Origin of the sequence: Roseovarius pacificus (assembly GCF_900142665.1) — a bacterium.
GTDB classification, from domain to species: Bacteria; Pseudomonadota; Alphaproteobacteria; order Rhodobacterales; family Rhodobacteraceae; genus Roseovarius; species Roseovarius pacificus.
Map to the genome: position 1 here is coordinate 1,004,984 of NZ_FRBR01000001.1, position 25,796 is coordinate 1,030,779.

The 25,796-nt window shown below is 61.6% G+C and carries 25 protein-coding genes and 1 riboswitch; of the genes, 14 read left to right on the top strand and 11 right to left on the bottom strand.

Annotation, left to right across the window (positions count from 1 at the left end; translation table 11 throughout):
• Positions 1 to 82: 82 nt before the first annotated feature.
• The gene (locus tag BUB53_RS04795; RefSeq protein WP_073033313.1) at positions 83 to 844 is read left to right on the top strand and encodes a DeoR/GlpR family DNA-binding transcription regulator; all 762 of its coding nucleotides are present in this window, start codon (positions 83 to 85) and stop codon (positions 842 to 844) included.
• Between the two features lie 6 nt (positions 845 to 850).
• On the opposite strand, the gene dacB is transcribed toward BUB53_RS04795, so the two are convergent.
• Together dacB and BUB53_RS04805 are read right to left on the bottom strand one after the other, a co-directional pair.
• On the bottom strand, positions 851 to 2,341 hold the full coding sequence (gene dacB, locus BUB53_RS04800; RefSeq protein WP_073033315.1) for a D-alanyl-D-alanine carboxypeptidase/D-alanyl-D-alanine endopeptidase: 1,491 nt from the start codon (positions 2,339 to 2,341) through the stop codon (positions 851 to 853).
• A 60-nt stretch (positions 2,342 to 2,401) separates the two neighbouring features.
• Positions 2,402 to 3,019 (bottom strand): nicotinate-nucleotide adenylyltransferase, encoded by a 618-nt coding sequence (locus BUB53_RS04805; protein ID WP_373285755.1) that lies wholly within the window; start codon positions 3,017 to 3,019, stop codon positions 2,402 to 2,404.
• 83 nt (positions 3,020 to 3,102) lie between these two features.
• Between BUB53_RS04805 and BUB53_RS04810 the strand changes: the two genes are divergently transcribed.
• Both BUB53_RS04810 and ettA read left to right on the top strand, forming a co-directional pair.
• Positions 3,103 to 3,993 (top strand): bifunctional helix-turn-helix transcriptional regulator/GNAT family N-acetyltransferase, encoded by an 891-nt coding sequence (locus tag BUB53_RS04810; RefSeq protein ID WP_073033328.1) that lies wholly within the window; start codon positions 3,103 to 3,105, stop codon positions 3,991 to 3,993.
• A gap of 73 nt (positions 3,994 to 4,066) precedes the next feature.
• Entirely contained in the window at positions 4,067 to 5,722 is a 1,656-nt protein-coding gene (gene ettA, locus BUB53_RS04815; protein ID WP_073033330.1) for an energy-dependent translational throttle protein EttA, read from the top strand.
• Between the two features lie 67 nt (positions 5,723 to 5,789).
• Here the strand turns inward: ettA and BUB53_RS23415 are convergent, their stop codons facing one another.
• Entirely contained in the window at positions 5,790 to 6,038 is a 249-nt protein-coding gene (locus BUB53_RS23415) for an REP-associated tyrosine transposase (protein WP_308424286.1), read from the bottom strand.
• A complete protein-coding gene (locus BUB53_RS23420; RefSeq protein WP_308424285.1) occupies positions 6,035 to 6,289 on the bottom strand; it encodes a transposase in 255 nt (84 codons plus the stop codon). Before BUB53_RS23420 ends, BUB53_RS23415 begins: the two co-directional genes overlap by 4 nt.
• 288 nt (positions 6,290 to 6,577) lie before the next feature.
• On the opposite strand from BUB53_RS23420, the gene BUB53_RS04825 reads away from it, so the two are divergent.
• On the top strand, positions 6,578 to 6,784 hold the full coding sequence (locus tag BUB53_RS04825) for a cold-shock protein (protein ID WP_073033332.1): 207 nt from the start codon (positions 6,578 to 6,580) through the stop codon (positions 6,782 to 6,784).
• A gap of 89 nt (positions 6,785 to 6,873) precedes the next feature.
• On the opposite strand, the gene BUB53_RS04830 is transcribed toward BUB53_RS04825, so the two are convergent.
• A complete protein-coding gene (locus BUB53_RS04830) occupies positions 6,874 to 7,275 on the bottom strand; it encodes a BrnA antitoxin family protein (protein WP_229709433.1) in 402 nt (133 codons plus the stop codon).
• A gap of 213 nt (positions 7,276 to 7,488) precedes the next feature.
• Here BUB53_RS04830 and BUB53_RS04835 point away from each other — a divergent pair, with 213 nt between their 5' ends.
• Positions 7,489 to 8,043 (top strand): L,D-transpeptidase, encoded by a 555-nt coding sequence (locus BUB53_RS04835; RefSeq protein ID WP_073033334.1) that lies wholly within the window; start codon positions 7,489 to 7,491, stop codon positions 8,041 to 8,043.
• Between the two features lie 209 nt (positions 8,044 to 8,252).
• A complete protein-coding gene (locus BUB53_RS04840) occupies positions 8,253 to 8,459 on the top strand; it encodes a cold-shock protein (RefSeq protein ID WP_073033336.1) in 207 nt (68 codons plus the stop codon).
• A 58-nt stretch (positions 8,460 to 8,517) separates the two neighbouring features.
• Here the strand turns inward: BUB53_RS04840 and BUB53_RS04845 are convergent, their stop codons facing one another.
• Positions 8,518 to 9,195, bottom strand: a complete 678-nt coding sequence (locus BUB53_RS04845; protein WP_073033338.1) for an arylesterase — start codon at positions 9,193 to 9,195, stop codon at positions 8,518 to 8,520.
• Here BUB53_RS04845 and BUB53_RS04850 point away from each other — a divergent pair.
• The 4 genes from BUB53_RS04850 (at position 9,194) to BUB53_RS04865 (ending at position 15,239) form a co-directional block, all read left to right on the top strand.
• Positions 9,194 to 9,883 carry an ABC transporter ATP-binding protein gene (locus BUB53_RS04850; protein ID WP_073033340.1) on the top strand — a complete coding sequence of 230 codons (690 nt, stop codon included), beginning with the start codon at positions 9,194 to 9,196 and terminating at the stop codon, positions 9,881 to 9,883. The genes BUB53_RS04845 and BUB53_RS04850 overlap by 2 nt on opposite strands.
• Positions 9,880 to 12,399 carry an ABC transporter permease gene (locus BUB53_RS04855; RefSeq protein WP_073033343.1) on the top strand — a complete coding sequence of 840 codons (2,520 nt, stop codon included), beginning with the start codon at positions 9,880 to 9,882 and terminating at the stop codon, positions 12,397 to 12,399. Before BUB53_RS04850 ends, BUB53_RS04855 begins: the two co-directional genes overlap by 4 nt.
• Before the next feature lie 70 nt (positions 12,400 to 12,469).
• Positions 12,470 to 13,351, top strand: coding sequence for an inositol monophosphatase family protein (locus tag BUB53_RS04860; RefSeq protein ID WP_073033345.1), 882 nt, complete (start codon positions 12,470 to 12,472; stop codon positions 13,349 to 13,351).
• 103 nt (positions 13,352 to 13,454) lie between these two features.
• On the top strand, positions 13,455 to 15,239 hold the full coding sequence (locus tag BUB53_RS04865) for a bifunctional helix-turn-helix transcriptional regulator/alpha/beta hydrolase (protein ID WP_229709430.1): 1,785 nt from the start codon (positions 13,455 to 13,457) through the stop codon (positions 15,237 to 15,239).
• A gap of 354 nt (positions 15,240 to 15,593) precedes the next feature.
• On the opposite strand, the gene gcvP is transcribed toward BUB53_RS04865, so the two are convergent.
• From gcvP to BUB53_RS04885, 4 genes are all read right to left on the bottom strand, one after another.
• On the bottom strand, positions 15,594 to 18,443 hold the full coding sequence (gcvP, locus tag BUB53_RS04870) for an aminomethyl-transferring glycine dehydrogenase (protein WP_073033349.1): 2,850 nt from the start codon (positions 18,441 to 18,443) through the stop codon (positions 15,594 to 15,596).
• A gap of 98 nt (positions 18,444 to 18,541) precedes the next feature.
• The gene (gene gcvH, locus BUB53_RS04875; protein WP_073033351.1) at positions 18,542 to 18,901 is read right to left on the bottom strand and encodes a glycine cleavage system protein GcvH; all 360 of its coding nucleotides are present in this window, start codon (positions 18,899 to 18,901) and stop codon (positions 18,542 to 18,544) included.
• Between the two features lie 31 nt (positions 18,902 to 18,932).
• Positions 18,933 to 20,060, bottom strand: coding sequence for a glycine cleavage system aminomethyltransferase GcvT (gcvT, locus tag BUB53_RS04880; RefSeq protein ID WP_073033353.1), 1,128 nt, complete (start codon positions 20,058 to 20,060; stop codon positions 18,933 to 18,935).
• A 160-nt stretch (positions 20,061 to 20,220) separates the two neighbouring features.
• Positions 20,221 to 20,307: riboswitch (glycine riboswitch) on the bottom strand.
• 29 nt (positions 20,308 to 20,336) lie between these two features.
• Positions 20,337 to 20,789, bottom strand: coding sequence for an RrF2 family transcriptional regulator (locus tag BUB53_RS04885; RefSeq protein ID WP_073033355.1), 453 nt, complete (start codon positions 20,787 to 20,789; stop codon positions 20,337 to 20,339).
• Positions 20,790 to 20,884: 95 nt separating this feature from the next.
• Here BUB53_RS04885 and BUB53_RS04890 point away from each other — a divergent pair, with 95 nt between their 5' ends.
• Both BUB53_RS04890 and BUB53_RS04895 read left to right on the top strand, forming a co-directional pair.
• Complete coding sequence (locus tag BUB53_RS04890; RefSeq protein WP_073033357.1) at positions 20,885 to 21,451, top strand: gamma-glutamylcyclotransferase family protein; 567 nt, start codon at positions 20,885 to 20,887, stop codon at positions 21,449 to 21,451.
• Positions 21,452 to 21,519: 68 nt separating this feature from the next.
• Complete coding sequence (locus tag BUB53_RS04895; RefSeq protein ID WP_073033359.1) at positions 21,520 to 22,767, top strand: DUF2254 domain-containing protein; 1,248 nt, start codon at positions 21,520 to 21,522, stop codon at positions 22,765 to 22,767.
• A gap of 25 nt (positions 22,768 to 22,792) precedes the next feature.
• Here BUB53_RS04895 and gltX read toward each other — a convergent pair whose 3' ends face one another.
• Positions 22,793 to 24,118 carry a glutamate--tRNA ligase gene (gltX, locus tag BUB53_RS04900; protein WP_073033361.1) on the bottom strand — a complete coding sequence of 442 codons (1,326 nt, stop codon included), beginning with the start codon at positions 24,116 to 24,118 and terminating at the stop codon, positions 22,793 to 22,795.
• A 211-nt stretch (positions 24,119 to 24,329) separates the two neighbouring features.
• Between gltX and BUB53_RS04905 the strand changes: the two genes are divergently transcribed.
• Together BUB53_RS04905 and BUB53_RS04910 are read left to right on the top strand one after the other, a co-directional pair.
• The gene (locus BUB53_RS04905) at positions 24,330 to 25,259 is read left to right on the top strand and encodes an MBL fold metallo-hydrolase (protein ID WP_073033363.1); all 930 of its coding nucleotides are present in this window, start codon (positions 24,330 to 24,332) and stop codon (positions 25,257 to 25,259) included.
• A gap of 44 nt (positions 25,260 to 25,303) precedes the next feature.
• Positions 25,304 to 25,699, top strand: coding sequence for a metallopeptidase family protein (locus BUB53_RS04910; protein ID WP_073033731.1), 396 nt, complete (start codon positions 25,304 to 25,306; stop codon positions 25,697 to 25,699).
• The last annotated feature ends 97 nt before the right edge of the window (positions 25,700 to 25,796 follow it).

Below are 25,796 nucleotides of genomic sequence, written 5' to 3' on the forward strand. Positions count from 1 at the left end.
AGTCCCGCCGAATCACATGCGAACCTTGAAACGCGGATAAAAACGAACATAATCGAAAACACCAAACGGAGAGCCAACAGACGTGTCGCAATCCTTTCGTCAACCCGACATTCTCGAAATCGCCCGCACCGAGGGCAAGGTCATGGTCGAAGATCTGGCCGAACGCTTCGACGTGACCGTGCAGACCATCCGCCGCGACCTGACCGAACTGGCCAACGCCGGCAAGCTGGAGCGCGTGCATGGCGGCGCGATCCTGCCCTCGGGTGTCACCAACATCATTTACGACGAGCGCCGCCGCCTGAACGAAGACGCCAAACAGGCCATTGCACGGGCTTGCGCGGCGGCGATTGCCGACAGTTCCTCGGTATTTCTGGATATCGGCACCACGACCGAGGCCGTGGCCCACGAGTTGCTGGACCATTCAAACCTGATGGTCGTGACCAACAACATGAACGTGGCCAATATCCTTTTGGCGAACAAGACCTGCGAAATCGTCGTGGCGGGTGGCAGCCTGCGCCGGTCCGATAACGGGCTGGTGGGCAATCTGACCGCCCGCACCATCGAGAATTTCAAGTTCGACACCGCGATCCTCGGCTGTTCGGCGCTGGACGAGGATGGCGACCTGCTGGATTTCGACATTCAGGAGGTGGTCGTCGGCCAGACCCTTCTGAAACGCTCGCGCGAGGTATTCCTTGTGGCCGATCATTCGAAATTCCAGCGCAGCGCGCCGGTACGGATCGGATCACTTCGGGATATCGACCGGATTTTCACCGACCTTCCCCTGCCCGGCGCCCTGGCCGAAAGTTGCCGCTCCTGGGGCACCGACATGGTGGTGACGGGCTAAACCCGCTCAGGCGCCATAGATCGTTGCCCAGCGCTCGATCAGCTTTTGCTGCAACTGCTTGGCGCGCCTGTTCCAACTGGCCGCCCCTGGTGGCCGCCCCGCTGCCCGGCTGTCGATCTGCTGGCGTCTGTCGGTATCCGCGCAAAAGATCGCAAAGGCCAGTTCGGTGCCGTCCGGCGCGGTCATGTAGCCCGCCAGGGAACTGACGAAATACAAGGTGCCGGTCTTGGCCGTCACCTTGACGGGATGCTCCCGGTCGATCCCGCCATTATCATCGCGCAGTGCAATGTCCTTCAGGATCGGCTTGAGCTGACCGTCGCCATGGACCCGCACCAGAGCCTGTGCAAGCGCCCCCGCACTCAGGCGCGATTGCTCGCCCAACCCGGAATGGTCCACCAGCCCCGCCCCTTGCATGCCAAGTTCGGTCCGGGCCCAACGGCTCATTTCCTGCGCCGACGCGGCCAGCGGAGCCACCCGCCCAAGGCGTGCCGCCGTCGCGGTCAGGCCGACCAGCTCCGCCGTCAGGTTGTTCGAGTATTTCAGCATGTCCCGCAGAACGTCGCGCAACGGCGCACTTCGATGGACAACGACGGCCTCGCCTTCGGGCGCATCGCGCAGCGCAGCGCCCGGCGCCAGCACGATCCCCTGCGACCGGGCGAACACGGCGAACACCTCAGCGGCATAGGCCTCGGGTTTGCGCACCGGCAGCCAGCGCGCGCCCGCATTGCCCAGCGCGGCCTTTGCAACCGTCCAGGCATCGTGATCGCCACCGTCCTCATAGGTATAAATGGGGGCGTTGCGCCCGGCTATGGCCATTCGGGCAATGGTCACCGCCGGGCGGTAGCGTGCCGAGCGCGCATCCATGCTGACGCTATATTCGCTGCCGCCCCGTTTCCATTCGAAATGAACCCGGTTGAAATTCAGGTTCAGCCCGGAAACAGAAGGGTTATACCCCACATGCTCGGGCTGGCTGGAGTCTATCACGCGCTCAAAGGGCAATGCGCCGCCCCACACCCTGAACGCACCCTGCACCTCGTGCACACCCTTGTCCTTGAGATCGGCGGCCATCTGCGCCAGGGCATCGGTATCCAGCGTCGGATCGCCCCCGCCCGCCAGAACCAGATCGCCCTTCAGAACACCGTTCTCGACCGGACCCGTGGCAATCAGCCGTGTGGCGAACCGATACTCTGCGCCAAGGATGCTCAACGCATAAAGCGCGGTCACCGCCTTGGTCACGCTGGCCGGTGGCACCCCGCCGGTTTCACCGCGCCCTTCCAGCACCAACCCCGTTTTCACATCCATCACGGAAAAGGTGACCTGCCCGTCCAGACGCGCCGCCTCGATCAGGGCCTCGGCCCCCGGCGGGGACCCGCGATACAGCCCCTCGGGGCGCGGGCGCGGACGAAGCGATACTGCCGGCGCCCCGGCCCATACCGCTCCCGCCACCGCGCTCAGCGCCGAGCCCAGAAAAATCCGCCGCGATAAAACTTTGCTCATGATGCGAAAATAAGCGCAGTCCGTGCATGCGCACAATCGCTTTTCTGCATTACGCCTGCGTCATCCGCGCCCGGATTTCGGCCAATCGCCGCGCGCGCGTAGCCCGGTCGAGGAAACGGCGCGCATCGGAACATTGACAAAGCACCATGCCGGAGGGTCGCTGTGGCCCAGCGTATGACTGAGCGCCGCTGGCAAACGAACATCGGAATAAACCCTTGCCGCCTTGGACATGCGCGCGGAAATGCGCTGGCCGGGCCGGGCCAGAACCCCCATGGGAACACGCTCGATGATATCGCGCCAATCTTGCCACTGATCGAATTGCGCAAGGTTGTCGGCCCCCATCAGCCACACGAAGCGCACACCGGGCCGCACCGCCTGCAAGGCGCGCAGCGTCTGCGCGGTATACCGCGTGCCCAGTTGCGCCTCGGCATCGGTGACGTAAATGCGCGGATGATCCACCAGTGCCCGGCAGGCCGCCATACGGCGCGCCAGCGGCGCGGGGCCATGAGGTTTCAGCGGATTGCCGGGGCTGACCAGCCACCACAACTGGTCCAGCCCGAACCGCTTGAGCGCCTCGCGGCTGATATGCACATGCCCCTCATGAGGCGGATCGAACGACCCGCCCAGCAACCCGACCACCTGACCGGGGCGGACATATGGCAACGCGATTTTCATCATGCTTCCATCACCTTGGCATCTGGCCGGTGTCAACCACCAAGCCGTCATTGACAGGCAAAAATAGTTTACTTAAGTAAACCATCATGAGTTACGATCCCGTCGCCCGCATCCGCCGTTTCAACCGCGCCGTGACCCGTGAAACCGGGGTTCTGGATACATCGTTTCTTGGCCGGGGCCGCCCGTTGGGCCTTGCCCGCGTGATCCACGCTATCGGGCGCAACGGGGCGGATCTGGAAGCGATTCGCGATACTCTGGGATTGGAAAAGGCCCTGCTCAGCCGCTACCTGAAATCGCTTCAGGACGAGGGGCTTGTCACACTGATCCGGGATACGGAGGACGGCCGCCGCCGGATCGCCGCCCTGACCGACACCGGGCTGGCCGAACTGGAGGCCTACAACGCCCTGTCCGACACCCGCGCCAATGACCTGCTGGATCGCCACCCGCATCCCGAAACCCTGCTGGCGGCGATGGATCTGGTGGCCTCGGCCCTTGGGCGTGATCGCATCACCTTTCAGCTTGCCGATCCCCGCAGCCCCGATGCACTCTATTGCCTTGGCGAATACTATGCCGAACTGGGCCGCCGCTTTGAAACCGGGTTCGACGTCACCCTAAGTTGCGACCCCGAAGCGACCGATATGCTCGCCCCGCGCGGCGCGTTCCTTCTGGCACTGTCGGATGGGCTGCCGCTCGGCTGCGTCGGGCTGAAAGGCACCGACAAGGGCTATGCCGAAATCAAGCGCCTCTGGGTCGCGCCCTCGGCCCGTGGCATGAAACTGGCCCGCCGCCTGATGGACAGGATCGAGGCCACCGCCCGCACCCTTGGCATCGCCGCCCTGCGGCTCGATACCAACTCGGCCCTGCCCGAGGCCGTGGCGCTTTATCAATCCTCCGGCTGGACCGAGATCGACCGCTTCAACGACGATCCCTACCCCGACCATTTCTTCGAAAAAACGCTGACCGCCGCGCAGCGTTGAGTGATTGCCCCCGCGCCGCGCCTCAGCTATCACAGCCGGCAACACACGATCACCCATCAGGAGCGGACGACAGATGGCAGCCTATCAATACGTCTATCACATGCAGGGCGTCTCCAAGACCTACCCCGGCGGCAAGAAATGCTTCGAGAATATCCATCTCAGCTTTCTGCCCGGCGTGAAGATCGGCGTCGTCGGCGTGAACGGCGCCGGTAAATCCACCCTGATGAAGATCATGGCCGGGCTCGACACCGATTTCACGGGCGAGGCATGGGCCGCCGAGGGCGCCAGGGTCGGCTACCTCCCGCAGGAGCCGGAACTGGACCCCAACCTGACCGTGCGTGAAAACGTCATGCTGGGCGTGGCCGAAAAAAAGGCCAAGCTGGACCGCTTCAACGAACTGGCGATGAACTATTCGGACGAAACCGCCGACGAGATGGCCCAGTTGCAGGACGAGATCGACAGCCAGAACCTGTGGGATCTCGACGCGCAGATCGACGTTTCGCTCGAGGCCCTGCGCTGTCCGCCCGACGATGCCGACGTCACCACCCTGTCGGGCGGCGAAAAACGCCGCGTCGCCCTGTGCAAGCTGCTGCTCGAAGCGCCCGACATGCTGCTTCTGGACGAACCGACCAACCACCTCGATGCCGAAACCATCGCCTGGCTGCAACAGCACCTGATCGACTACAAGGGCACCATCCTGATCGTCACCCACGACCGGTATTTCCTTGACGATATCACCGGCTGGATTCTGGAGCTCGACCGCGGCCGCGGCATCCCCTACGAGGGCAATTATTCAAGCTGGCTGGAACAGAAAGCCAAGCGGCTGGAACAAGAGGCGCGCGAGGACAAATCGCGCCAGAAAACGCTGGAACGCGAACTGGAATGGATGCGTCAGGGCCAGAAGGCCCGTCAGGCCAAATCCAAGGCCCGGATCAACGCCTATAACGACCTCGCCAACCAGTCCGAGCGCGAAAAACTCGCGCGCGCCCAGATCGTCATCCCCAACGGCCCGCGCCTTGGATCGAAGGTGATCGAGGTGAACGGACTTAAAAAGCACATGGGCGACAAGCTGCTGATCGAGGATCTGACCTTCTCGCTGCCGCCGGGCGGCATCGTCGGCGTGATCGGCCCCAACGGTGCGGGTAAATCCACGCTGTTCAAGGTGCTGACCGGGCAGGAAGCCCCCGACGAAGGCACGGTCGAATACGGCGACACGGTTGAACTCAGCTATGTCGATCAGTCCCGCGACGACCTGAAAGACAACGAAACCGTGTGGGAGGCCATCACCGGCGGCGCCGAAATCATCCAGTTGGGCGATGCGCAGATGAATTCCCGCGCCTATTGCTCGGCCTTCAACTTCAAGGGCGGCGACCAGCAGAAAAAGGTCTCGCTCCTGTCGGGCGGCGAACGCAACCGCGTCCACATGGCCCGCCTGCTGAAATCGGGCGGCAACGTGTTGCTGCTCGACGAACCGACCAACGACCTCGACGTCGAAACGCTCCGCGCGCTCGAAGACGCGCTCGTGGATTTCGCCGGCTGCGCCGTGGTCATCAGCCACGACCGTTTCTTTCTGGACCGCATCTGCACCCATATCCTCGCCTTCGAAGGCGAGGCGCATGTGGAATGGTTCGAAGGCAACTTCGAGGACTACGAGGAAGACAAAAAGCGCCGTCTGGGCCCCGATGCGCTTGAACCCAAACGGATCAAGCACAAGAAATTCGCTCGCTGATCACCGTAGGGTGCGCATTCACTGCGCACCACACACCCAAGACAAACGGTACACATGAATGCGCACCCTACGCGGCCCGGCGCCCGGCCAGAATATCGCGGTGCACCGAGGAATAGGGCCAATCCTGCGCCCGCTCGACAAACCCGTGCTTCACCGGATTCAAAAGGCAATAGGAAACCGCTGCCGCGTAATCCTGCGGGCCGCGAATATGATGTTCCCAATACCGGCGCTGCCAGACGCCGCGTTCGCGGCGGCGGATATGGCTGGGCCGCCTGAGCCCCTCCGGCGCCTGCCGGGAAAACCGGGCCTTGATCACGCGCCACCGGGTCGCAAAATCATGGTCTTCCGGCGGCCATGGTCTTCCGGCGGCAAGGTCCAAACCGCGTGCAAATGATCGGGCAACACCACCCAGGCGTCGATATAAAACGGATGATCCAACCGCGTGGCACACACCGCCTGTCGCAGAACCTCAACCTGATCCACCAATAATGACGTACCGCGCTCCGCAAGGGTCACGGTGAAAAACACGGTGGCGCCGGGCACCTTGGGACGTCTGTAATTCGGCATGTTTCCGTGCTGAACCGACCAACGTTAAAATGACGCTAACGTAGGGTGCGCATTCACTGCGCACCGGAATAATTACGGTCAGTTGGAAACAGCGGTGCGCATGAATGCGCACCCTACCCTGATCGAATTCCCTTGCCACAGCCCCCGATCCCTGTCATACGCGCCCCTGCTACGTTATTCTTTTTCGACCTACTGTCTCCCTTCACACGGCGTTCAGTCATTCGATCCAGACGACAACGCCGGGCTGCCGCACTTCCGCGGGCAGCATCTATTATCAGGAGACTTCACATGGCCAATGGCACCGTGAAATGGTTCAACACCACCAAAGGCTTCGGCTTCATCGCACCTGAAACGGGCGGCAAGGACGTATTCGTTCACATCAGCGCCGTCGAGCGTTCGGGCCTGACCGGCCTGGCCGACGACCAGAAAGTGACGTACGACGTCGAAGCAGGCCGTGATGGCCGCGAAAGCGCCGTCAACCTCGAACTGGCCTGAGGGCCGCGCGTCACCATCGTGGCGCAACACGACTTCGCACGGGGCGGGCCAGGGGCCTGCCCCGTTTGCCTTTGGCAGTCGTCACTCCACTACAGCAATCCCTTGCGCCGCATCGAGGCCTCGTAATCCGGGTCCAGCGTCGGCATGTCCTCGGGCGGCTCGGGCTCCTTGTATCCGACGCGTTCGCGCAGATACTCGTCCAGCTTTACCTCGCCCGCGATCTTCATCTGCGCCCACGTGGCCAACAGGCGGTTGATCCGGCCCTGATACCCCTGCCCCATCGCGCGATAGAACCGCGCGACCGACCGGTCGAGATAAAGCGTCACCTTCTCCTTTTTCTCCTCGACATCCAGATCGGCCTCGAGCGTGTGCCAGGCTTCGGGAATCTCTTCCTCGATCACCGACGATATCCAGCCATCGCGGTGCAAATGGATCAGGTTCTTCATCAGCCCCTCGCGGGCGATGCGTTCGGTCTTGGTCATGCGGGTCATCAAAGAGCTCCTTTCGCGCCCCGAGCCTGCCGTGGAGGGGGTTAACATCACGTCAGCCGACCGTGCGGTCGCACCGACGGGATACCGACGTTGTACCGACGCCATACCGACAGGAATTTCCGGCCTTTCACCGGGTTTTGATTTTTCCCCGTCAGGATGGCAAACTATACGTCGCCGTGTGTATTCCAGAGGGTGTATTCCAGAGGACCAGAAATGATCGACCGCCGCTTTTTCATCGGGGCCGGACTGGCCGCAGCAAGCCTGCCCGCCTCCGCCCATGCCTTTGAAGTCGAAGATAAATTCAAACCCACCAAGGTACGTATCTCGGAACAATACGCGCCCGGACAGCTTCTGATTCTGCCGCGCGCGCATTTCCTCTATCTCGTCACCACCCCCCGCGAGGCGCTGCGCTATGGCGTCGGCGTCGGCAAGGCCGGCCTCCAGTTCACCGGCACAGCCACCATCGACGTCAAGAAAAAATGGCCCACCTGGCGCCCCACCGAGGAAATGATCCAGCGCGAGCCGCAGACCTACGGCCGCTTCAAGGACAATGATTATGTCCAGCCGGGTGGGCCGGAAAATCCGCTTGGCGCGCGGGCGCTTTACCTGTTTCAGAACGGTCGGGATACCTATTTCCGTATCCACGGCACCAACGCGCCACGCTCGATCGGACGGTCGGTGTCCAACGGCTGCATTCGCATGCTGAACGAACACGTGAAAGACTTGTACGAACGAGTTCCGGTGGGAACTGTTGTCACCGTTATCTGAGCGAAGTGACGCATGACAACGCGCGGCGGCCACGACCGGCCCCGCGCGATTTTTTCTTGCGTGGCGAGATTTACAGCCCCATATAAACGGCGCGACGTTACCTCTATCGACCATCTGCTCCGTCACGACCGGCTCAGTCACTCGATCTTGCTCTGACATAGCCGGGTTGCCGCAACACCGTGGGCAACACAAACCAAAGGAGAAAACGGATGGCCACAGGCACCGTCAAATGGTTTAACACAACGAAAGGCTACGGCTTCATCGCGCCCGATGGCGGCGGCAAGGACGTATTCGTTCACATCTCTGCCGTTGAACGCGCAGGCCTCACCGGCTTGGCCGACAACCAGAAAGTGACCTTCGACATCGAACCCGGCCGCGATGGCCGCGAGTCGGCGTCGAATATCGCACTGGCCTGATCCTGGGTGGCCAACACGCCATAATCTGATCTTTGCGGGCCCCTGGCGGGGCCCGTTTTCATTGGATATTCTGCACCAGTTCCACGACCTTCGGTCCAAGAGCCGCGACAATTTTCTTGACGCCTTCGGCATTGGGATGAATACCGTCGGGCTGAAAATAGTCCTGCACTTCAGCCGGGCCGGCATCCCCGAGTCCTGCAAAGAAATCCTCAAAATAAAGCGTCTCGTAGGTTTCCGCCAAATCCGGGTAAATGCGGTCGAACGCAGCCTTGTAGTCTGGCCCGTAATTGCCCGGCGCCTTCATGCCCACCAATAAGACCTCGATCCCATGAGCCTGCGCCGCAGCCAGAATACGATCCAGATTGTCACGCGACACAGCCGGATCGATTCCGCGCAGCATGTCATTGCCGCCAAGGGTAACGATCATTGCGTCCACATCCGGCGTCAGGCTCCAGTCGACGCGGGCCGCGCCTCCGGCGGTTGTATCGCCCGAGACACCGCCATTGACGATGCGCACCTTATGACCATTGTCTTCAAGCCATTTGTCCAGTTGCGGAACGAGGCCCTGTTGATCCAACAAACCATAGCCCTGGGTCAGGCTGTCACCGAAAGCCAGTATGGTGGCCTCCCCGGCCCAGGCCGGGACTGCGGCGAAAAGAAACGCCGCAATCACCTTGCCACGCAACACCGCGACCCCATATGACAGAAATTCCTTTGTAATCAGGTGCAAGCCCATGACCGATCCCGTTCTTTCGCTCAAGGATGCCACGCTGTCGCTTCAGGGCAACGCGGGGCTTGTACGGATACTCCACGGGATCACACTGGATGTCCAGAAGGGGGAAACCGTAGGTCTTGTCGGACCGTCCGGATCGGGCAAATCTTCGCTGTTGATGTTGATGGGTGGGCTGGAACGTGCCAGTTCGGGACAGGTGCAAGCCCTCGGGCATGACCTGTCGGCAATGAACGAAGATCAACTGGCTGCCCTGCGCCGCGATCATTTCGGAGTTGTGTTCCAGTCCTTCCACCTGATCCCCACCATGACCGCTCTTGAAAATGTCGCAACCCCGCTGGAACTGGCCGGACATGCGGATGCCTTCGAGCGCGCCGCGCGCGAGCTTGAGGCCGTGGGGCTGGCTGAGCGCGCCGATCACTATCCTTCGCAACTCTCGGGCGGCGAACAACAGCGCGTCGCCCTTGCCCGCGCCGCTGCGCCGCGCCCCGATATCATGCTCGCCGACGAACCGACGGGAAATCTGGATGGCCAGACAGGCGCAGCGATCATAGGGCTTTTGTTCGATCTCAGCGCGCGCAAGGGGTCCACCCTGATCATGGTAACCCATTCTCCCGAACTGGCGGAACGCTGTGACCGGGTGATCGAACTGGTGGACGGACGACTGACCGACACGGCACAGGTGCCCGCATGAGCCTGTCCACTGCTGCGCGTCTCGCCCGCCGGGAACTGCGCGGTGGCTTGCAAGGGTTTCGGATTTTTCTGGCCTGCGTAATCCTTGGCGTCGCAGCCATCGCCGCCGTTGGCACCGTGCGCGAAAGCATCGCCAACGGGCTGGCCCGCGAAGGCGCGACCCTGTTGGGAGGCGATGCCGAGATCGAATTCACCTATCGCTTCGCCACGCAGGCCGAACGCGACTGGATGGAGACCACCGCCACCACCGTGTCCGAGATCGTCGATTTCCGCTCGATGGCGGTCTCCCCCGACGGCGAACGCGGACTAACGCAGATCAAGGCCGTTGACGGGGCCTATCCCCTGTTGGGCGAGGTCGTACTTGACCCGGCCATTCCCCTCTCCGACGCGTTGAACGGAAGGGACGGTTTGCCCGGCGCGGTCATGCATCCTTTGTTGAGCGGCAAGCTGGGCCTCGCTCCGGGCGACCGCTTTCGCCTCGGCACGGCCGAGTTCGTCCTGAGCGCCGAAATCGTGATCGAACCGGACAATGCCACGTCCGGCTTTGGTCTGGGGCCACGGACCATCCTGCGCCGTGCCGATCTTGAGGGTGCGGGGCTGCTTGGACCGGGAACGCTCTATTCCACGCATTATCGCATAGCTTTACCGCCCGGCACCGATCTGGTCGCCCTCCAGCACGAGGCGGAAACCACCTTTGCCGAAGCGGGGTTGCGTTGGCGGGATGCACGAAACGGTGCGCCAGGCGTTGCAGAGTTCGTCGACCGCCTTGGGGCGTTTCTGGTGCTTGTCGGTCTATCGGGGCTGGCCGTGGGAGGAGTGGGCATATCGGCCGCGTTGCGGGCCTATCTGGCCACCAAAACCGAAACCATCGCCACCTTGCGCACCATCGGCGCAGACCGCCAGACGGTATTCCTGACATACTTTCTGCAGGTCGCGGTGCTGGCCCTGATCGGGATCGCCTGCGGTCTGGCGCTCGGGGTGGGGGTGCCGATCCTGCTGTCACCGATCATCGAGGCGCGCCTGCCCGTACCGGCCCTTTTTGCCCCTTACCCCGCACCGATGGCCGAGGCCGCGCTCTATAGCGCGCTGACGGTACTGATCTTTACACTCTGGCCGCTGGCGCGCGCGCAGGATATTCGCGCCGCCGCCCTGTTTCGCGACGCCTTGGGTCAGGGGCGCAAATTGCCCCGCTGGCCTTATCTCGTCGCAACGCTTGCACTGATCGCCGCCCTGGTCGGCGCTGCGATGTGGCTTTCGGGTAATGCAAGACTGACCCTTGCCACCACCGGCGGAATCATGGGCGCGCTGTTCCTGCTGGTGCTGGCGGCCTTTGCGATTGTCCTGATCGCACGCCGCGCCAGGCGTTTGGCCCGTGGACGGCCTGCACTGGCCTGGGCTCTGGCCGCCATCGGCGGGCCGGGTACCACAGCGGGGCCGGTCATGCTTTCGCTCGGGTTGGGATTGTCGGTTCTGGCAGCGGTCGGACAGATCGACCAAAACCTGCGCAACGCGATTTCACGTGACCTACCCGAACGCGCACCGTCCTATTTCTTCGTCGATATCCAGAAAGATCAGATGCCCGCCTTCATGGACCGGCTGGAGAACGATCCCGCCGTCTCGCGCATCGACAATGCCCCGATGCTGCGCGGCGTGATCAGCCGCATCAACGGGCGTCCTGCCATCGAAGTCGCACCGGGCCATTGGGTCGTCGAAGGAGACCGGGGGATAAGCTATGCCGACGCCCTTCCCGAGCGCACCCGCATCATCGCCGGGACGTGGTGGGGTGAGGGGTACACCGGCCCGCCACAGATCAGCTTTGCCGCCGAAGAGGCCGAAGAGATGGGCCTGAAAATCGGTGACGAAATCACGGTGAACATTCTGGGCCGCGACATGACGGCCAAACTGACATCGCTGCGCGAAGTCGATTTCTCGACCGCCGGAATGGGGTTCGTCATGGTGATGAATGCCGCCGCGCTCGAGGCGGCGCCGCATACATTCATCGCGACCGTCTACGCCGATCCCGATGCCGAGAAGGCGATCCTGCGCGACTTGTCAGACCGGATGCCCAATATCACCGCGATCAACGTGCGCGATGCAGTTGACCGCGTGTCGGGCTTGCTGGCAGGATTGGCGTCGGCCACGGCTTGGGGCGCGGCTGCCACTTTGCTGACCGGATTCCTGGTCCTGATCGGCGCTGCCGCGGCCGATCAGACAGCCCGCACCCGCGAGGCGGCGATACTCAAGACACTTGGCGCCTCGCGCGGCCGCATCCTGTTGAGTCTCGCGCTGCGGGCCGCGATCCTTGGCGCGGTGGCTGGGCTGGTTGCCTTGGGGGCCGGAATCGCCGGAGGATGGGCCGTCAGTTATTTCGTGATGGAAACCGATTTCGAAATTGCGTGGCTGTCGGCATTGGGAATTGTCTCGGGCGGCGCGCTGATCAGCCTTCTGGCCGGGCTTGCCTTTGCCTGGCGCCCCATGCAGGCCCGTCCCGCCCGTGTTTTGCGCGCACGGGAATAACCGCATTGCCATTCGCGCAGCACGGTGGCACTCAAAAGCCGTTCCAGCACCAGAATCCGAGGCCCGAACAATGATCGATTTCCTGCCTGTCGCCCTGACCGCCCCTCTGAGCAAAGCGCAAAAAGTCAGTCTGATCAATCTGGTCCGTCGCACTGCCCGTGCCGAGATCATGCCCCGGTTTCGCAATCTGTCGCATGCGGATATCTCGGCCAAGTCCGACCCCCATGACCTTGTGACCGAGGCCGACACTGCCGCCGAAGCCATGCTGACGCGTGGTATTCAACGCATGTTTCCCCACGCGTTGATCGTCGGCGAAGAAGGCGCGGCCAAATCACCCGACCTGCGCAACAAAATCGCCGAGGCCGAAATGGCGGTGATCCTCGATCCGCTGGACGGCACCTGGAACTTTGCCCATGGCCTGCCACTTTTCGGAATCATCCTGTCGATCACCCGCTTTGGGCATCCGGTGTTCGGCCTGCTCTATGACCCGGTGATGGACGACTGGATCTTCGCCGATTCCGAAACACCTGCACATCTGTCGCGCAATGTGGGAGCCGACCGACCGCTCAGCGTCTCGCGCGGCGGTGATCTGGAGAAAATGTCGGGATATATCCACCTCTATCTCCTGCCCGAGGAAAAACAGGCCGAAATGGCCGCCTGCCTGCCAGACTTCTCACGCACGGTAATGCTGCGCTGTTCCTGCCACGAATACCGGACCCTGGCGCAGGGCGGGATGGATTTCATGCTGTCGGGCATTCCCAATCCCTGGGACCATGCCGCGGGGGTCCTGATCTGCCAGCAGGCCGGAGGAATCGTGCGAATGCTGGACGGACAGGATTATAATGCGGGAATCACCGAAGGTTACATCCTTGCCGCTCCGAACGAAGCCGCCTGGGATGTTTTGAAAACCCGGTTTTCATTCCTTCTTGACACTCAGACCGACAATGGCTGAAACCGCTATCGCGATCCGTTAACAACCGTGATTACCCTGACGCGAAACGGGCATGACTTAACATCGCTATACGCGTACCATGCCAAAGCGCGGAGGCAATCGAATGACGAGAATGGACCCGGCGAACCCTTGTAAGGACACAAGGCAGACACTGCCCGACGAAACACGTGATGCGGCAATCAGCCGTTTGTACGACGTGGCCCTTGCGCCGGACCGCTACGAGGCGCTTCTGGATCTATGGGAAGATGCCGTTCGCCCGCTGCGCGGCCAAGCCGATCTGGATGCCCCGCGCCTTCTGGAAGATCCGTTGATTGCCGGGCATTTCGAACGTGCAAGCGCCTTTCTGGATCGTGTCGAAACAGTCGGTTCCGCCAGCGAGCTACGAGACATATTACGTCCCTTTGGTCGCATGTCGGCCTTTTTGCTGGACGCCTCGCTGACTGTCTGCGCCGGGAATGCCGCCGCATTGACGGTATCGGGCCTGAAGGAGGGCGCGACGCTCAGCGATCTGCGGGTGATGCCCGAAGACATCGACGCAATCAGCAAAGCCGCACGCAATGTTCTGCAAAGCCCACAGCAGGATGCGGTGGTCTTGCGTGTGCGTTCGGTCGAGAAAAATCACTACGTCATCCTGCGTCTTCAGCTGTGCAAACTGGCGGATGGAACGCCCCTCGTTCTGGCGGCTTCGAATGATATTTATTTCTCGGAAGACAGCCAGGAAATACTGCAGCGGGCCTTCAATCTGACCAACGCCGAGGCAGGCGTTCTTCTGGGGCTGGTCAAGTGCGGATCGGTTAGCGATATCGCCGAAAAACGGGGCAGATCGGTGGACACGATCCGCGCACAGATCAAGGCCATCATGTCCAAGACCGAAGCGCATTCGCAGGTCGAACTGGTTCGGCTGGCTCTGTCAGTGGTGGACATGGCCGGTATGACCCTGGAAAACATGCCCGGCCCCCGGCAGGTCAGCCGTGGCTACGCGACACTGGAACCAAGCGTTTTCCATTCGCTGCGTACACCGGACGGACGGCAGTTGGATTACCTCAGGCTCGGCGATCAGACAGGCCGCCCAATCCTGTTCCTGCCTCTGGATTATGGGTTGGTGCGGTGGCCTGCATCCGCGGAAGCAGAAGCCAGACGTCTCGGGCTTCGCATTATCGTACCGGTTCGGGCCGGCTTTGGCGCCTCCGATCCCCTGCCCCGCAGCACCGACTATGACGACACGGCCACCACCGACTGCCTGCAAATTCTCGATGCCGAAAACGTCGATCGCTGTCCGATCATCAGCCTCGGGGGCGATTCATTCTACGCCATGCAGTTGGCCCTCCGGTCGCCGGAAACGATTACCGGGCTGATCTGCTGTGCCGGCACACTCCCGATGACCCGGCGCGAACAGTATGAACGTATGGAGAAATGGCATCGTTTCATTATCGCAGGGGCAAAATATACGCCGCACCTGCTACCTTTCATGGTCAAGGCGGGGTTTCTTCTGGCCCGGCGGATCGGCAAGCAGGGGTTTGTCCATGCGGTCTATGGCAAATGCCCCGCCGATGTCGAAACGTTCGAATCGCCCGAAGTCTTCGAAGCCATGGTCACCGGCTCGGAGGTCGCCCTGTCCGAAACGCACTCTGCTCACGATGCCTTTGTCCGCATGCTGACAGGCCGGTTTCTGGAAGACTGGAGCGCCGACGTTGAGGCCCTGCGCGGGCAGCTACCCGTTATCTTCTTGAATGGCCTGCAGGACCCGCAAGTTCCCCCGGCAACACTCGACGAATTCCGCGCAACATACGACTGGATCGAATATCATGTCTACGAGGATGCCGGGCAGTTGATCTTTTTCCGGCATTGGCGGGACGTGCTGGACAAGGTGCAACAACTGCTATCCTGAAATATTACCTCGAAATTCGGATTTTACCCAATTCGGGGTATGACCGGACCACTCGCCACGCCTTAGGATTTTACCAGTTGGTTTGCGGATGTGTGTCATGGTCGACTTCATTCTGAACAGTCTCAAATACCATCGCCTGTTGTCTTCAGATGATAAGGCGATGTGTTGTGCGGAGTCGTGATATGACCACGGAAACGCCAGAGCAGTCAGAATTCGGTCACGGGTATCGCGCAGCCCAAGCTATCAACGGGTTACGATTTCATTTTATCAGCTAACCCTTTTCACAAAGCCCTTTTCAGCAGCAAAAAAGGGGCGGCCGGATGGCCGCCCCTCCTTCACTCCAAACCAACTCCGTTATTCGGCGGCCTCGGCATAGTCCTCCATCGGGGGACAGGTACAAACCAGATGCCGGTCACCATAGACATTGTCCACGCGGTTGACCGGCGGCCAATATTTATCCACCCGGAAAGCCCCCGGTGGGAAACAGCCCTGTTCACGGCTGTAGGGGCGTTCCCATTCGCCGACCAGATCTTCGACGGTATGCGGCGCATTCTTGAGCGGGTTGTTCTCGCTGTCGCTACGACCGTCCTCGATATCGCGTATCTCGTCACGGATCGCCAGCATCGCGTCACAGAACCGGTCCAATTCAGCTTTGGTTTCGGATTCGGTGGGCTCCACCATCAGCGTTCCCGCCACCGGAAAGCTCATGGTCGGTGCGTGAAACCCGCAATCCACCAGCCGTTTGGCGATATCGTCCACGGTCACGCCCGCGCTTTTCTCGAACGGCCGGGTGTCCAGAATACACTCATGCGCGACATGACCTGTGGGCCCTTTGTAGAGAACGTCGTAGGCCCCCTCCAGACGCTTGGCGATGTAGTTGGCATTCAGGATCGCCACGCGCGTCGCCTGGGTCAGCCCCTTGCCGCCCATCATCAGACAATACGCCCATGAAATCGGCAACAGCGACGGAGACCCGAACGGCGCCGCCGAAACCGGCCCCTGCTCGCCGCCGGTCGCCGGATGGCCCGGCAGATGCGGAACCAGATGCGCCTTGACCCCGATGGGCCCCATTCCGGGGCCGCCGCCGCCATGCGGAATACAGAACGTCTTGTGCAGATTCAGGTGGCTCACGTCGCCGCCCACGTCGCCGGGTCGTGCCAACCCAACCATAGCGTTCATGTTGGCCCCGTCGATATAGACCTGCCCGCCATGGCTATGCGTGATCTCGCAGACGTCACGCACGGTTTCCTCGAACACGCCATGGGTCGAGGGATAGGTGATCATGCAGCCCGCCAGATTTTCGGAGTGCTTTTCGGCCTTTGCGCGGAAATCCTCGACGTCGATATCGCCATTCGCCGCCGATTTCACCGCAACCACGTCCCAGCCCACCATATGGGCGCTGGCCGGGTTGGTGCCATGCGCACTCATCGGGATCAGGCAAATCTTGCGATGCCCCTCACCATTGGCACGGTGATAGGCCGAGATCGTCAGCAACCCTGCATATTCCCCCTGCGCGCCCGAATTGGGCTGCATCGAAATCGCCGCATAGCCGGTGATATCGCACAGCTTTGCGCTGAGATCGTCGATCATCTCGGTATAGCCCTGCGCCTGATCGGCGGGCACGAAGGGATGCAATAGCGAAAACTCGCGCCAGCTCACCGGCATCATCTCGGCGGCCGAGTTCAGCTTCATCGTACAAGATCCAAGCGGGATCATCGCCCGATCCAGCGCCAGGTCGCGATCGGCCAGACGGCGCATATAGCGCATCATCTCGGTTTCGGCGCGGTTCATGTGGAAAATCGGATGGGTCAGGTAATCCGAACTGCGCAGCAGCGCATCGGGCATCCGGTAATCCGAGGTGAACTCGCGATCTTCCATAATGATCCCGAAGGCACGCCAGACGGCCTCGACGGTGGCGGTGCGGGTGCGTTCATCCAGCGTGATGCCGATTTTGGTATCCCCCACGCGGCGCAGGTTCACACCTTCGCGTACGGCGGCCTGCAACACCCCGCGCTGCAACAGGCCGACATCGACGGTGATCGTGTCGAAAAACGTATCCGGCTCCACCTCGAACCCTGCGGCCTCCAACCCCTTGGCCAGACGCAAGGTCTTGCGATGAATGCGCTGCGCGATGGCCTTGAGGCCCTTGGGCCCGTGGAATACCGCATACATCGACGCCATGACCGCCAGCAACGCCTGCGCGGTGCAGACATTCGACGTGGCCTTTTCGCGGCGGATATGCTGTTCACGGGTTTGCAGGGCCAGCCGATAGGCGCGGTTGCCGTGGCTGTCCACGCTGACCCCGACGATACGGCCCGGCAAGGCGCGCTTATAATCGTCCTTCGTGGCGATATAGGCGGCGTGCGGGCCGCCATAGCCCATCGGCACACCGAAACGCTGCGTCGAACCAACGGCGATGTCGGCCCCCATGGCGCCCGGTTCCTTCAGCAGGGTCAGGGCCAGCGGATCGGCAATGACGATCCCGATTGCCTTGTGTTCATGTAGAGCCGCCATTTCATCGGTGAAATCACGCAAGTGGCCATAGGTGCCGGGATACTGGAAAATCGCCCCGAACACCTTGTCGGCTTCCAGATCCTCAGGCGCTCCGACGATCACCTCGATATCCAGCGGCGCGGCGCGGGTTTGCATCACCGCGATGTTCTGGGGGTGGCAGTTTTCATCGACAAAGAACGCCTTAACCCTGGTCTTGGCCACGCGCTGCGCCATGGTCATCGCCTCGGCAGCGGCGGTTGCCTCATCCAGAAGCGACGCATTGGCGATCTCCAGCCCGGTCAGGTCGCTGACCATGGTCTGGAAGTTCAACAGCGCCTCAAGCCGCCCCTGGCTGATTTCGGGCTGATAAGGCGTATAGGCCGTGTACCACGCCGGGTTTTCAAGGATGTTCCGCTGAATCGCGGGCGGCGTGACCGTGCCGTGATACCCCTGCCCGATCAACGAGGTCAGCACCTTGTTCTTACCTGCGACCTTGCGCATGTGGTGCAGCAATTCACGTTCCGATTTGGGCTTGCCGAAGTCCAGGGGTGCATCTTGCCGGATGGATTTCGGAACCGTATCGTCAATCAGCGCGTCCAGACTGTCAACGCCAAGCACCTCGAGCATCTGCGCCATTTCCTCGGGCGAGGGCCCGATATGGCGGCGATTGGCGAAATCATAGGGCAGGTAATCGGTGGGTTTGAAAGGCATGGAATGTCCTCGTCCTGACGAAAGAGCGCCCCGCAGACGCGGACAGCCCTTTGAAATTCGCACCCGACCCACCCAACGGACAGGCCGGGCAAAGTGATTTAACCGATGAAGTCCTTGTAGGCGTCTTCATCCATGTAGTCGTCCATCTGGCCGTCATCGGACGGTTTCACCTTGAAGAACCACGCATCCCCCAACGGGTCTTCGTTCACCTTGCCGGGCTCGTCGACCAGGGCTTCGTTGATCTCGGTGATTTCGCCGTCGATGGGGGCCATGATATCGCTGGCGGCCTTGACGCTTTCGATGACGACGACCTCGTCACCCTTGGTCACCTGCGTTCCGACTTCGGGCAGTTCGACGAACACCACATCGCCCAGTTGTTCACTGGCATGTTCGGTGATTCCAACGACCACGACATCGCCATCGCTGCGCAGCCATTCATGTTCTTCGGTGAATTTCATCTTTGTCTTCCTTGTTGGTCTGATGTGGTTTTCAACGTTTGAAATTGGCCGGGACGAACGGCAAATCGGCCACCGTGGCCGGCATCCGCTTGCCGCGCACCTCACCGTACAACGGGGTGCCCGTCTCCGACAATTCATGCGGCACGTACCCCATGGACATCGGCGCACCCAAAGTCGGCCCGAAAGCGCCCGATGTCACGATGCCGACAGGATCCCCCCCCTCGGTCGCGGCAAAAAGCGGGGTTCCCTCACGCATCGGCGCGCGCCCCTCGGGGCGCAGCCCGACGCGGTTGCGCGGCGCGCCGCTCTCAAGCTGGCCCAGAATCACGTCGGCCCCGGGAAAGCCCCCGGCACGATCCCCGCCCGCGCGGCGCACCTTCTGGATGGCCCATGCCAGACCGGCTTCGACCGGCGTCGTCGTGGTGTCGATGTCATGGCCATAAAGGCACAGCCCTCCTTCCAGACGCAGACTGTCGCGCGCACCGAGACCGATAGGTTCAACCGTCTCATGCGCCAGCAGCGCGCGGGCGAAGGCTTCGGCCTGGTCGGCAACGACCGAAATCTCGTACCCGTCCTCACCCGTATATCCCGAGCGTGAAATCCACATCTCGCCATAGGCGCTGTCCATCACAGCCACATCCATGAAGCGCATGGCCTGCACGCCGGGCACTATCTCTTCCAGAACCGCCTCGGCCTGCGGCCCCTGAAGCGCCAGCAGAGCGCGGTCGGTGATTTCCTCGACCGCGCAATCGGGCAACCCCGCACGCATATGCGCGATATCGTCGGCCTTGCAGGCAGCATTGACCACGACAAACAGATGATCACCGCGATTGGTCATCATCAGGTCGTCCAGAATGCCGCCCTGATCGTTGGTGAAAAATCCATAGCGCTGCCGGTTCTCGGCCAGTCCCAGCAAACTGACGGGCACCAGCCCCTCCATCGCCTGCGCAACGGCCTTGTATCCGTCCTCGGCACGCACGATGACCTGCCCCATGTGGCTGACATCGAACAGTCCGGCCGCCGCGCGGGTATGCTGATGTTCCTTCATCACGCCAAGGCCATATTGCACGGGCATATCGTATCCCGCGAACGGGACCATCTTGGCCCCCAACTCCACATGAAGCGCATGCAAAGGGGTCTTGCTCAGGGCGTCGCTCATTCGGTTTCTCCCAAACAGCGCCAGCTTGATCTGTGATATCAATCCGGCATCGGTTCCGCGCACCCGTTCCGGCCACGCCACGATGCCCCCTCTGTCCTTTGGCCTGAGATCGCTATCCCTTCGGCGTCCCGGTCAGATCCGGGAACTCTCCAGAGTTTTTCAAATCCGATCGGTCCTTGTCGCCTGAGAGTTTCCGGGGCGGTTGCTCCTTCGGCACCGGGCTTACCGGTTCTCCCGATCAGATAGTGAGTACGGTAGTATACCGGCTTCGTGACTTCAAGCGGGATTCATGCACCGTGGCGATACGAATACATCCAGAAGCTGGACGTTCTCACACACCAGCGCATTCAGCGGAATTTCGTCGAGATGAGCGTAAAAGGCTTCGGCCGCATCCGCGATGGCCAGTTTCAGGCGGCAGAAATCGACCAGCGGGCAGGTATTGTCCACATCGGCAAAACACTCGGCAATCGGAACATTCGCCTCGAGTTGGCGAAACACGTCGCCGATCACGATCTCATTCATCGGCCGCGCCAGGGTGATCCCCCCGCTGCGCCCGCGTTGCGTATGTAGAAAACCCAGTTGCGCCAATCGGTTGATGACCTGCGCCAGGTGGCTTTCCGAGGTATTGCAACAGGCCGCAATTTCAGACTTGGTAACCAGACGGTCGGCATTGGCACCGCAGAACATGAGAACACGAATGGCGATGTTGGTACGTTTGGTAATACGCATGAGACTAGGGTCCGCTTGCTTGAACTTCAGCCATCGTGACGGCAAAACAGCCTTGAATACATGACTTAGATCAAGGGAGCCGCAAAATAACATACATGCAACATGCATATTTCTTTGGTTACGGGAGCCTCGTGAACCGCGACACCCATACCTTTGCCGAGACCCATTGCGCCACCTTGCGCGGATGGCGGCGGGTCTGGCGGCATACCATGTTGCGCCCGGTCGCGTTCCTGACGGTGGTGCCCGATGACCAAAGCGAGATCGACGGGCTGATCGCGCCGGTGCCCGGACAGGATTGGGCGGCACTGGACGAACGTGAACGTGCCTATGACCGGGTTCCCGCCGCCCATCAGATACGCCATGCCCTGCCCCATGATCCGCAGATCGCCGTCTATACCATCCCTTCCGGCCGTCACGGCACACCGACTGAATCCCATCCTGCATTGCTCAGCTATATCGACGTGGTGGTTCAGGGATACCTGCGCGAATTCGGCGAGCAGGGGGCCATTCGGTTCTTCGACACCACCGATGGCTGGGACACTCCGGTTCTGGATGACCGCGCCGATCCCGTCTATCCGCGTCACCGGCGGCTGACCCGTGACGAACGCGGCTTTGTGGACGATCAGTTACACACCCGAGGCATCCGCATCCTGCACCGCTGACAGCCACCTGCAGGCTGGACCGCACAGTACCCTTGGGGCATGGTAAATCCCAACCGGGGGCGCGCAGTATGAAAATCAAGACAGCATCCAAAACCATCCTCATGCTCCTGCGGCTCAGCAGGCTGCTATGGGTGCGCGTCGCATTGATGGCGTTGCTGGCCGTTGTCGCATCGACCACTGCCATTCTGCTTGAAAACATGATCCCCGCCTCGCTGAGCCGGAGCTTCACTCCCGAAGCGGTCATGCCGATCCTGACGATCCTGGCCTCCAGCATGCTGGCGGTCAGCACCTTTTCCCTGAACGTCATGGTCTCGGCCCATAATGCGGCGGCGTCGCAGGCCACTCCGCGCGTGCATCGTATCCTTCTGGCCGACACGACGACCCAAACCGTCCTGGCCACCTTCATCGGCGCATTCGTCTATGCCCTGACCTCGATCATCCTGTTCAAGGCGCAATTGCACGGCCCCGGCGCCGCCGTAACGGTCCTGGCGTTCACGGTGGCGGTCGTCGTGCTGGTGATCCTTGCCATGTTGCGTTGGATCGACCACCTGAGCGACCTTGGCAGCATGGATACCAGCGTGCGCGCAACCGAGGCAGCAGCACGCGACAGCCTCTTGCAGACACGCAGGGCCCCGGCCCTGTGCGCGCAGCCGCTGACATCTGAAACCATCATCCCGGAGGATGCCGAGCCCGTCGATGCGCCCTGTTCGGGGTTCCTACAATTCATCGACCTGCCCCGGCTGAGCTCTGCTCTGGGGGATGGCGAAGCGCGGATATATTTCCATGTCGCACCGGGAAGCCTCCTCCTTCAGGGGCGTCCTGTCGCCTATGCCTCGGGCCTGACCGAAGCGCAGCGCGAAACAGTGCAAAACTGCCTCACCATTTCCGATACGCGCACCTTTGAACAGGATGCCACCTACGGCCTTCTCGTTCTGTCGGAAATCGCATCGCGCGCACTGTCCCCCGGTATCAACGATCCCGGCACCGCAATCGACGTCATTGCCCGGCAACAACGCCTGCTATGGGATTGGAACAATACTCCGGTCAATCAGGACCCGCCGCAATTCGACCGCATCTTCATTCCCGACACGTCACCCTCAGACCTGATCGAAAAAGCCTTTGGCAGCATTGCCCGCGACGGTGCGGGTATGCTCGAGGTGGTCAACCGCCTGCTCGACGCGCTTAACGCCTTGAGCAACTGTACGAACACGGATCTGGCGCAGGCCGCGCATGACATGGCCGGGCGCGCCCGTGCCTATGCGGACAAGGCCCTGGCCCTGCCCGTGGAACGGGCAAGCCTGCGTGAGGACAGCTGAGGCGAGGCCGCCGCTTACTCCGGCGTCAGCCCCGCGCCTTGATCGTCTGCAAAAGCGGCAGGACCTGCCCCATGTCCGGCCCGTGGCTTTGCCCGGTCAGCGCCTTGCGCAACGGCATGAACAGACCCTTGCCCTTGCGCCCCGTCGCCTCTTTGACCTTTGCCGTCCAGTCCAACCACGTGCTGTCGTCAAACGGCCCTTCGGGCAGCAATTCCATGGCCTGAGCAATGAACTCGCGGTCCTCGTCCTCGATCACGGGCTCGGCTCCGTCACGGAACATCACCCACCACCCCGGCAGATCCTTGAGCGTGGTGATGTTTTCACGGGTGACCGTCCAGAACCGCTCGGCCAGGTCGGTGGGGACGCCGATGCGCGCGATTTCGTCCCTGACCTCGTCATAGCTGCGCTCATGCAGCAGGCGGGCGGTCAGTGGAAACAGGTCATTGACGTCGAATTTGGTTGGGGCCGCGCCGAAACGGGTGATGTCGAACCCGTCGATCAACTCGTCCATGCTGGTGCGCAACTCGACCGGATCGGCAGACCCGAGCCGCGCCATCAGGCTGAGCAGCGCCATGGGCTCCACCCCCTGCGCCCGCAGGTCGCGCAGGCTGAGCGTGCCAAGGCGTTTCGACAGAGATTCCCCCTGCGGCCCGGTCAGCAGCGAATGATGCGCGAATTCGGGCACGGTGCCGCCAAGCGCCTCGATGATCTGAATCTGGGTGGCGGTGTTGGTCACGTGGTCACTGCCCCGCACGACATGGGTCACGCCCATCTCGGTATCGTCCACGACCGAGGCCAGCGTATAGAGAACCTGCCCGTCGCCCCGGATCAGGACCGGATCGCTGACGCTGGCCGCGTCGATCGAGATATCGTCAAGGATTCCATCCTTCCACTCGATCCGCTCCTGATCCAGCTTGAAGCGCCACACACCATCGCCGCGCTCGGCCCGCAGCGCATTCTTTTCCTCGTCGGACAAGGCCAATGCCGCGCGGTCATAGACAGGCGGTTTTCCCATGTTGAGCTGCTTCTTGCGCTTGAGATCCAGTTCGGTGGGCGTCTCGAACGCCTCATAGAACCGCCCCAGTTCGCGCAGCTTGTCGGCGGCCTCGGCATAGCGGTCCAGCCGCTCGGACTGTCGCTCGACCCGATCCCAGTGCAGGCCCAACCACTCGAGGTCCTGCTTGATCGCATCGACATATTCCTCTTTCGAGCGCTCCGGGTCGGTATCGTCGATGCGCAGGATGAAGGTGCCGCCGGCCTTGCGGGCGATGAGATAGTTCATCAGAGCGGTGCGCAGATTGCCCACATGGATGTATCCGGTGGGCGACGGGGCGAAACGAGTGGTGGTCATGGGTCTCTCCTGGTTCGCCTGCGCCATGTCACAGCCGCACGCGTTTGTCCAGATTTTGCACCGGCGCCACGATACACCGGACACGTCTTCCGGCTGGCCGGACAACGGCGCACAAACACGCGTGCCACCTCACAATCCCGTTACGACAGACAGTTTCAGGACCGTTTGCACTAAAATTGGTCCAAACATGATCAGACACAGGAGGCTTACCATGACCGATACAAGATTCACCCGCCGCGGCCTCATCGCCTCGGCAGCAGCACTGCCCATCGCCGCCGCCGGAGCCCGCATGGCGAATGCCGCCGCCCCGATGCTGGGGATGGGCGCTTCGCGGTTCAACCGTGTGACTCTGGGCGGTTTCGAGGTGACGACCATTCTGGCGGGCACGCGCACCGTACCTGACCCGCAAACCATTTTCGGCATGAATGTCGGCCCCGAGGAATTTGCCAGCGCGTCGGACGCGGCGCGCATCCCGACCGATGCGGCGCAGTTCTTTTTCACGCCCACCATCGTGAACACCGGCAGCGAGCTGGTCCTTTTCGATACCGGGCTGAGCGCCGACGCCACCACGGCGGCCCTGGCCGAGGCCGGCTACACCCCGGATCAGATCGACGTGGTGGTGATCACCCATATGCATGGCGACCATATTGGCGGGTTGATGACCGGAGAGACGGCGACGTTTCCCAATGCGCGCTACGTCACTGGCGCGGTCGAATACGATGCATGGTCTGCCATGGATAACAATGACTTCGATACCAAAGTTAAACCTTTACATGAACAAATGAGCATGATCGCTGACGGCGACAGCGTGGCCCCCGGCATCACCGGGATGGAAGCCTTCGGGCACACGCCGGGACACATGACCTATATGATCGAAAGCGACGGGGAGCAACTGCTGGTGGCGGCGGATTTCGCCAACCATTATGTCTGGTCTCTGGGGTACCCGGACTGGGAGGTGAAGTTCGATATGGACAAGGCCGCCGCCGCCACGACACGGCGCAGGATTCTGGACATGCTGGCCTCGGACGGGATTCCGTTCATCGGGTATCACATGCCATGGCCGGGACTGGGATATGTCGAGGCGAATGGGGACGGATTTCGCTATGTTCCCGCCAGTTATCAGTTGATGATGGAACGCTGAGCGAATGGGTTTATTGTTTCTATACAAATACTTATATCATGGAAATGAACACCCCTGACCCCAGCCTCGACGAGATACACCACATGGCCCGCGACACGGTTGCGGGCCTGCCTGCGCCGTTCCGATCCGCCGCGCAGGAGGTGGCGCTGCGGGTGGCGGAATGGCCTGCGCGGGACATGCTGGAGGAGCTGGGGCTGCATGACCCGCTGACCCTGACGGGGCTCTATGAGGGCATCCCGGTGACCCAGAAATCCTATATGGATCAGCCGCTTGCACCCGATACCGTCTGGCTGTTCCGGCAGCCGATCCTGGCCGAATGGCGCGATCGGGGGGATATCGGGATCGCCAGGTTGGTGGCCCATGTCACCATTCACGAATTCGCCCATCACTTCGGCTGGTCAGATGCCGATATCGCCAGCATCGACCGCTGGTGGGAGTGAGCAGCGTTTTGTACAAAACGTACAAAATGGACATGGGTTTTGTACGAAATACCGGCCATTCTTTCAGATTTGCGTCCATCATGGACGCATCCGCATA

Coding starts and splice junctions, on each gene's coding strand:
- dacB (WP_073033315.1), bottom strand. CDS start 2,341: ATGAGCAAAGTTTTATCGCGGCGGATTTTTCTGGGCTCGGCGCTGAGC.
- BUB53_RS04805 (WP_373285755.1), bottom strand. CDS start 3,019: ATGATGAAAATCGCGTTGCCATATGTCCGCCCCGGTCAGGTGGTCGGG.
- BUB53_RS04810 (WP_073033328.1), top strand. CDS start 3,103: ATGAGTTACGATCCCGTCGCCCGCATCCGCCGTTTCAACCGCGCCGTG.
- ettA (WP_073033330.1), top strand. CDS start 4,067: ATGGCAGCCTATCAATACGTCTATCACATGCAGGGCGTCTCCAAGACC.
- BUB53_RS23420 (WP_308424285.1), bottom strand. CDS start 6,289: ATGCCGAATTACAGACGTCCCAAGGTGCCCGGCGCCACCGTGTTTTTC.
- BUB53_RS04825 (WP_073033332.1), top strand. CDS start 6,578: ATGGCCAATGGCACCGTGAAATGGTTCAACACCACCAAAGGCTTCGGC.
- BUB53_RS04830 (WP_229709433.1), bottom strand. CDS start 7,275: ATGACCCGCATGACCAAGACCGAACGCATCGCCCGCGAGGGGCTGATG.
- BUB53_RS04835 (WP_073033334.1), top strand. CDS start 7,489: ATGATCGACCGCCGCTTTTTCATCGGGGCCGGACTGGCCGCAGCAAGC.
- BUB53_RS04840 (WP_073033336.1), top strand. CDS start 8,253: ATGGCCACAGGCACCGTCAAATGGTTTAACACAACGAAAGGCTACGGC.
- BUB53_RS04850 (WP_073033340.1), top strand. CDS start 9,194: ATGACCGATCCCGTTCTTTCGCTCAAGGATGCCACGCTGTCGCTTCAG.
- BUB53_RS04845 (WP_073033338.1), bottom strand. CDS start 9,195: ATGGGCTTGCACCTGATTACAAAGGAATTTCTGTCATATGGGGTCGCG.
- BUB53_RS04855 (WP_073033343.1), top strand. CDS start 9,880: ATGAGCCTGTCCACTGCTGCGCGTCTCGCCCGCCGGGAACTGCGCGGT.
- BUB53_RS04860 (WP_073033345.1), top strand. CDS start 12,470: ATGATCGATTTCCTGCCTGTCGCCCTGACCGCCCCTCTGAGCAAAGCG.
- BUB53_RS04865 (WP_229709430.1), top strand. CDS start 13,455: ATGACGAGAATGGACCCGGCGAACCCTTGTAAGGACACAAGGCAGACA.
- gcvP (WP_073033349.1), bottom strand. CDS start 18,443: ATGCCTTTCAAACCCACCGATTACCTGCCCTATGATTTCGCCAATCGC.
- gcvH (WP_073033351.1), bottom strand. CDS start 18,901: ATGAAATTCACCGAAGAACATGAATGGCTGCGCAGCGATGGCGATGTC.
- gcvT (WP_073033353.1), bottom strand. CDS start 20,060: ATGAGCGACGCCCTGAGCAAGACCCCTTTGCATGCGCTTCATGTGGAG.
- BUB53_RS04885 (WP_073033355.1), bottom strand. CDS start 20,789: ATGCGTATTACCAAACGTACCAACATCGCCATTCGTGTTCTCATGTTC.
- BUB53_RS04890 (WP_073033357.1), top strand. CDS start 20,885: ATGCAACATGCATATTTCTTTGGTTACGGGAGCCTCGTGAACCGCGAC.
- BUB53_RS04895 (WP_073033359.1), top strand. CDS start 21,520: ATGAAAATCAAGACAGCATCCAAAACCATCCTCATGCTCCTGCGGCTC.
- gltX (WP_073033361.1), bottom strand. CDS start 24,118: ATGACCACCACTCGTTTCGCCCCGTCGCCCACCGGATACATCCATGTG.
- BUB53_RS04905 (WP_073033363.1), top strand. CDS start 24,330: ATGACCGATACAAGATTCACCCGCCGCGGCCTCATCGCCTCGGCAGCA.
- BUB53_RS04910 (WP_073033731.1), top strand. CDS start 25,304: ATGAACACCCCTGACCCCAGCCTCGACGAGATACACCACATGGCCCGC.